We start from the raw sequence: 5193 nt of genomic DNA, 5'->3' as shown, positions 1-5193 counted from the left end.
GGATCGCGATCCAGGCGTAGACGCGGATCAGGAAGCTCGTCCAGAACGGCACCACGATCAGCGCGACCAGCAGCGGCTGGCGCTTCTGCGGGCTGCGCGCGACCGCGTAGGCGAGCGGCGTCGCGAGCACCGCGAGGATCGCGGTCGCCGCGAGCGCGTAGGCCACCGAACTCAGCGCCGCGTCGCGGTAGAGCGCGTCGGCGGCGAGCGTCGCGTAGTTCTCGAAGTTCAGCGCCTCCAGGAAACCCGACCAGCCCTCCGGGCCGCCCTGCCAGTCGAGCACCGGCCGGTAGGGCGGCATCGCGGTCGCCGGCTCCGACAGGCTGATCTTCAAGGTGATCGCGAACGGCACCAGGAAGAAGGCGCCGAGCCAGAGCCAGACCGGCAGACGGAGGAGGCCCCGGAGGCTCCGGGAGGATGCGCGCGCGCCTTTCATGGCCTCGAACGCGCGAGGCGCAGGCCCCCGAACGTCGGCCGATCGATCGATCCAAGAGCTGTCGATCCAAGACATACGGCGAGCGGATCGGGCGTGCGTCTCCGCTTCCGGCCGGGAGGGGGACCCGCGCTCTTCCCGGATCGCGTGGAGCGATGCGTGCATCCGCAAGCCCCCTGGAAGAGGGCGCCGCCCTGCGGCCCGCGCGATCGATCGGACGCAGCCATGCGGCGCCTCGTCCCAAAGCTGCGCATGCCGGCGCTGCTCATGCCGGCAGGATCGTCGCGGCGTCGGGGGCAAAGTGGACCCGGACGGCATCGCCGACGGCGTGCGTCCCCTCCCCCGGCGCGGCCGTCGCCCGCACCCGGGTCCCGTCGGCGAGCCGGACGATGCGGCGGATGCGGTCGCCCAGGAACGTTTCCTCCGCGAGGGTACCGGGCAGGCCCGCATCCCCGAGGACGAGGCTTTCGGGACGCACGGCGACCACCATCGCCGCGCCCGGTGCGCGCGCGGCATCCGGCGCGGCGGCACGCAACGGCCCGAGCGCGGTCTCGACGCTGCGATGCGGGCCGGGCTCGTCCGCCCCGAGGGTTCCGGGGATCAGGTTCACATCCCCCAGGAGCCCGGCGACGAAGCGGCTGGCGGGGCGGCGGTAGAGCTCGGCCGGGGGGCCGACCTGCACGAGCCGCCCGCGATCCATCACGCCGATGCGGTCGGCGAGCGTCATCGCCTCGGCGGGGTCGTGGGTCACGACGACGAAGGTGGCGGACAGCCGCCGCTGCAGCGCGCGCAGTTCGCTTTGCGTCTCCTCGCGCAAGGATCGGTCGAGGGCGGCCATCGGCTCGTCGAGGAGCAGCACCCGCGGCTCGCGGGCGAGCGCGCGGGCGAGCGCCACCCGCTGGCGCTGGCCGCCCGAGAGCGTCGCAGGTGCGCGGCTCCCGAAGCCGTCGAGGCACACGAGGCGCAGCAGGGCCTCGACCCGCCCGGCCGTCGCCGCGCGGCCGAGTCCCAGACCCTTGAGTCCGTAGGCGACGTTCTTCGCGACGCTCATGTGCGGGAACAGCGCGTAGGACTGGAACATCATGTTCACCGGCCGGCGATGCGGCGGCAGCGCGGTGAGGTCCTGGTCTCCGAGCAGGATCGCCCCGGCGCTCGGCGTCTCGAAGCCCGCGATCAGGCGCAGCAGGGTGCTCTTGCCGCAGCCCGAAGGCCCGAGCAGGCAGAAGAACGCGTTGGCCGCGAGGTCGAGGGAGACGGATTCCACGGCAGTCTCGGACCCGAACCGCTTGGTCAGGGCCTCCAGCCGCAACAGCGGCGCGGGTTGATCCGACAAGGGTTCGGGCGTCCTTGAGTTCAGGTGTCCTCGCGCAGGGCCTCGGCGACGCGGGCCTCGAGCAGGTCGGGCCGGCGGATCACCAGGGCGCCGCGGGTGCGGTCGACGAGGCCGTCGGCGGCCATCGCCGTGAACTCGCGGGTGACCTGCTCGCGGCGGCAGCCGATGCGGGCGGCGAGCACGTGGTGGTAGGGCGGCGGCGTCACCACGCGCTCCTCGCCCCCGCCTGCGCGTGGCACCGAGAGCCGCAGCAGTTCGGCGTAGAGCCGGTGGCGCAGGTCGAGCAGCGCGTGCTCCATCAGGCGGGTGTTCAACTCGCGCACGCGCTTGGTCAGCAGGCGGAACAGCCGGTCGGCGATGGCTTCCGAGGCGAACACCATCTGCCGGAACACCGGTGCCGGCACCACGCAGACCTCGCCGCGGGTCAGCGCCGTGACGTTGGCCGAGCGGCCTACCCCATCGAGCGCGGCCAGTTCGCCGAAGAACGCGCCGCCGCGCATCTCGCCCAGGATCACCTCCTTGCCCGACTGCGTGCGGTTGAGGATGCGCACCTCGCCGACGGCGAGGAAGTAGACGTCGGTGGAGACGTCGTCGAAATCCACCAGCACCTCGTTCTCGTCGAACCGGCGCCAGTGGCAGCGGGTCTCGAACGGAGCGAGATCGATGCCCGGCTCCTTGAAGAACGGAATGGTGGACAGCCGCGCCATCGAAAACCGGTCCCCTCGCGCTGCGTCGGGCCCGCCGCGACGCGGACGATCCGCAAGGCCGCGCGCCGCGCGATCCGGAGGATCGACGCCGCCGCGCCCGTGCCGGGATCGTGACGAGCGTGTCCGCACCGGTCAAGCCGTAGGGCCGCGATCGAGGTGGATGGCGGCAGATGCCGGCGTCGGCGCACGCGGACGTGTAATCTTCCTATCCTTCCGGCTCCGACGAGGGGAAACACCGTGATTCGCGGCAGGCGCTGCAGGCGACCTGCACTACACTGCGTCGGCCGCGTCGGCCCGCGATACGACGTTCCGACATCGGACCGGCCGCCCCGGAAGGAGCCGTATGGATCGCGTCGTCATGCCGAGTTTTCTCCACGCGATCGGCGAACCGGTCCCGGACGCCGCCCCGTCGGGTGCGCCCGGCTTCCGGGCGACACTGGCCGCGCCGTTCGCACGCTCGGGGCGCGGGCTGCATACCGGGCGCCACGCCAACGTCCGCGTCGGGCCGGCGCCGGCCGGCCACGGCCTCGTCTTCCGCCGCACGCTTCGGGACGGGTCCGCCGTCGACGTGCCGGCCCTGTGGCGCCACCGCGAGAGCCAGCCGCTCTGCACCGCCTTGCGCGTACCCGGCGGCCCGCTGGTCCGCACCGTCGAGCACCTGCTCGCCGCGCTGTCGTCCCACCGCATCGACGACGCGCTGATCGAGATCGACGCCGAGGAACTGCCGATCTTCGACGGCGGCGCGGTGCCGTGGTGCCTCGCGATCCGCGAGGCGGGCCGCGTGGAGGGCACGGTCCCGCGCCGGGCGATCCGGGTGCTGCGCCCGGTTGCGGTCATCGACGGGCGCCGCACCCTGCGCATCGAGCCCGGCGACGGCCTGCACGTCACCGCCCACCTCGCGCTGGCGCATTTCGGTCCCCTCGACTGGTCCGGTGCGATCACGCCGGACGGCTTCCTCGCGGAGATCGCGCCGGCGCGCAGCTTCGGCCGGTACTGGCGCGCGATGCTCGGGCGCGCCTACGGTTTCGCTGCGCGAAAACCCTTCCTGCAGGGCTGCGGCGTGGCTTCCGCGGCGATGCTCGTGCGCGGGCGGGTCGTCGGCGGCCTGCGCGTGCCCGGCGAGCCGGTGCGCCACCGCGTGCTCGACCTCGTCGGCGACCTCGCGCTCGCCGGGCACCCGATCCTCGGGCGGCTCACCGCGGCCCATACCGGGCACGAACTGAACCACGCGCTGGTGGCCAAGCTCATGGCCGAGCGCGCGGCGTGGGAGCTGGTCTGACCCCCGATCGCCGCGGGCCGCTTGCCACCGCGCGCCGGCCTCGCCAGAACGCGCCATGCTCCGCGTCAACGACCTTACCCTCCGCATCGGCGAGCGCCTGATCCTCGACGGCGCGAGCTTCTCGATCCCCGACCGTGCCCGCGTCGGCCTCGTCGGCCGCAACGGCGCCGGCAAGACCACCCTGTTCAAGGCGATCCTGGGCGAATGGCCGGTGGATGCGAGCGCGGTCTCGATGCCGAAGGGCCTGCGCATCGGCGCCGTGGCGCAGGAGGCGCCGGCCGGCCCGGAGACTCTGCACGCGGTGGTGCTCGCCGCCGACACCGAGCGCGCGCGGCTGATGGCGGAGGCCGAATCCGCCGACGGCCTGCGCCGCGCCGAGATCGAGACCCGGCTCGTCGACATCCGCGCGCATTCGGCGCCGGCCCGTGCGGCGGCGATCCTGCACGGCCTCGGCTTCGATGCGGCGGCGCAGGCACGGCCCTGTGCCGACTTCTCCGGCGGCTGGCGCATGCGCGTGGCGCTGGCCGCCGTGCTGTTCTCCGAGCCCGACCTGCTGCTGCTCGACGAGCCGACCAACTACCTCGACATCGAGGGCACGATCTGGCTCTACGACTACCTCGAACGCTATCCGCGCACCGCGATCATCATCAGCCACGACCGCGACCTGCTCGACGAATCCGTCGATCACATCCTGCATCTGGATCGCGGCAAGCTGACGATCTACCGCGGCGGCTACACGTCGTTTGCCCGGCAACTGTCCGAGAAGCGGACGCTCCAGGCCAAGGCCAAGGTGAAGCAGGACGCCGAGCGCGCCCATCTCCAGAGCTTCGTCGACCGGTTCAAGGCCAAGGCGACCAAGGCACGCCAAGCGCAGTCGCGCGTGAAGAAGCTCGCCAAGATGGTACCGATCGCCGGGCTCATCGAGGACGACGTGCCGGTGATCCACCTGCCGAGCCCCGAAAAACCCCTTTCCCCGCCGATCGTCGCGATGGAACGGGTGCAGGCGGGCTACCCCGACCGCATCGTGCTGTCGGGCCTGAACCTCAGCCTCGCCCCCGACGACCGCGTGGCGCTGCTCGGTGCCAACGGCAACGGCAAGTCGACCTTCTGCAAGCTGATCGGCGGCCGGCTCGACGCGCTCTCGGGCGCGTTGCGGCGCTCGTCGAAGATGAAGGTCGCCTACTTCGCGCAGCACCAGCTCGACGAGCTGCGCCCCACTGACAGCGCGGTCGCGCACCTGCGCACCCTGATGCCGGACGCGCCCGAGGCGCGGGTGCGGGCGGCCACCGCCCGGCTGGGTTTTCCGGCCAGCAAGGCCGACACGCCGGTGGCGCAGCTCTCGGGGGGCGAGAAGGCCCGGCTGCTGATGGGGTTGGCGGCCTTCGACGGCCCGCACCTGCTGATCCTCGACGAGCCGACCAACCACCTCGACATCGAGAGC

The 5193-nt window shown here is 72.7% G+C and carries 5 protein-coding genes; 2 read left to right on the top strand and 3 right to left on the bottom strand.

All coding sequences use genetic code 11. The features are described from left to right. From ACFE86_RS21020 to ACFE86_RS21010, 3 genes are all read right to left on the bottom strand, one after another. Nucleotides 1-436 (bottom strand): ABC transporter permease (locus ACFE86_RS21020; protein ID WP_375457265.1); only part of this gene is annotated, 436 nt, incomplete at its 3' end. Between the two features lie 262 nt (nt 437-698). Then, the gene (locus tag ACFE86_RS21015) at nt 699-1766 is read right to left on the bottom strand and encodes an ABC transporter ATP-binding protein (protein WP_375457264.1); all 1068 of its coding nucleotides are present in this window, start codon (nt 1764-1766) and stop codon (nt 699-701) included. A gap of 20 nt (nt 1767-1786) precedes the next feature. Next, nucleotides 1787-2473 carry a Crp/Fnr family transcriptional regulator gene (locus tag ACFE86_RS21010; RefSeq protein ID WP_375457263.1) on the bottom strand — a complete coding sequence of 229 codons (687 nt, stop codon included), beginning with the start codon at nt 2471-2473 and terminating at the stop codon, nt 1787-1789. Between the two features lie 358 nt (nt 2474-2831). On the opposite strand from ACFE86_RS21010, the gene ACFE86_RS21005 reads away from it, so the two are divergent. Both ACFE86_RS21005 and ACFE86_RS21000 read left to right on the top strand, forming a co-directional pair. Next, entirely contained in the window at nt 2832-3752 is a 921-nt protein-coding gene (locus ACFE86_RS21005; RefSeq protein WP_375457262.1) for a UDP-3-O-acyl-N-acetylglucosamine deacetylase, read from the top strand. A 55-nt stretch (nt 3753-3807) separates the two neighbouring features. After that, nucleotides 3808-5193, top strand: a 1386-nt coding sequence (locus ACFE86_RS21000) for an ABC-F family ATP-binding cassette domain-containing protein (RefSeq protein ID WP_375457261.1), incomplete at its 3' end; no start/stop codon positions are given.

Source organism: uncultured Methylobacterium sp., from assembly GCF_964244095.1.
Taxonomy (GTDB): domain Bacteria; phylum Pseudomonadota; class Alphaproteobacteria; order Rhizobiales; family Beijerinckiaceae; genus Methylobacterium.
The sequence above is the reverse complement of the archived record's forward strand: the minus strand, read 5'-3'. Positions and strand labels throughout refer to the sequence as shown.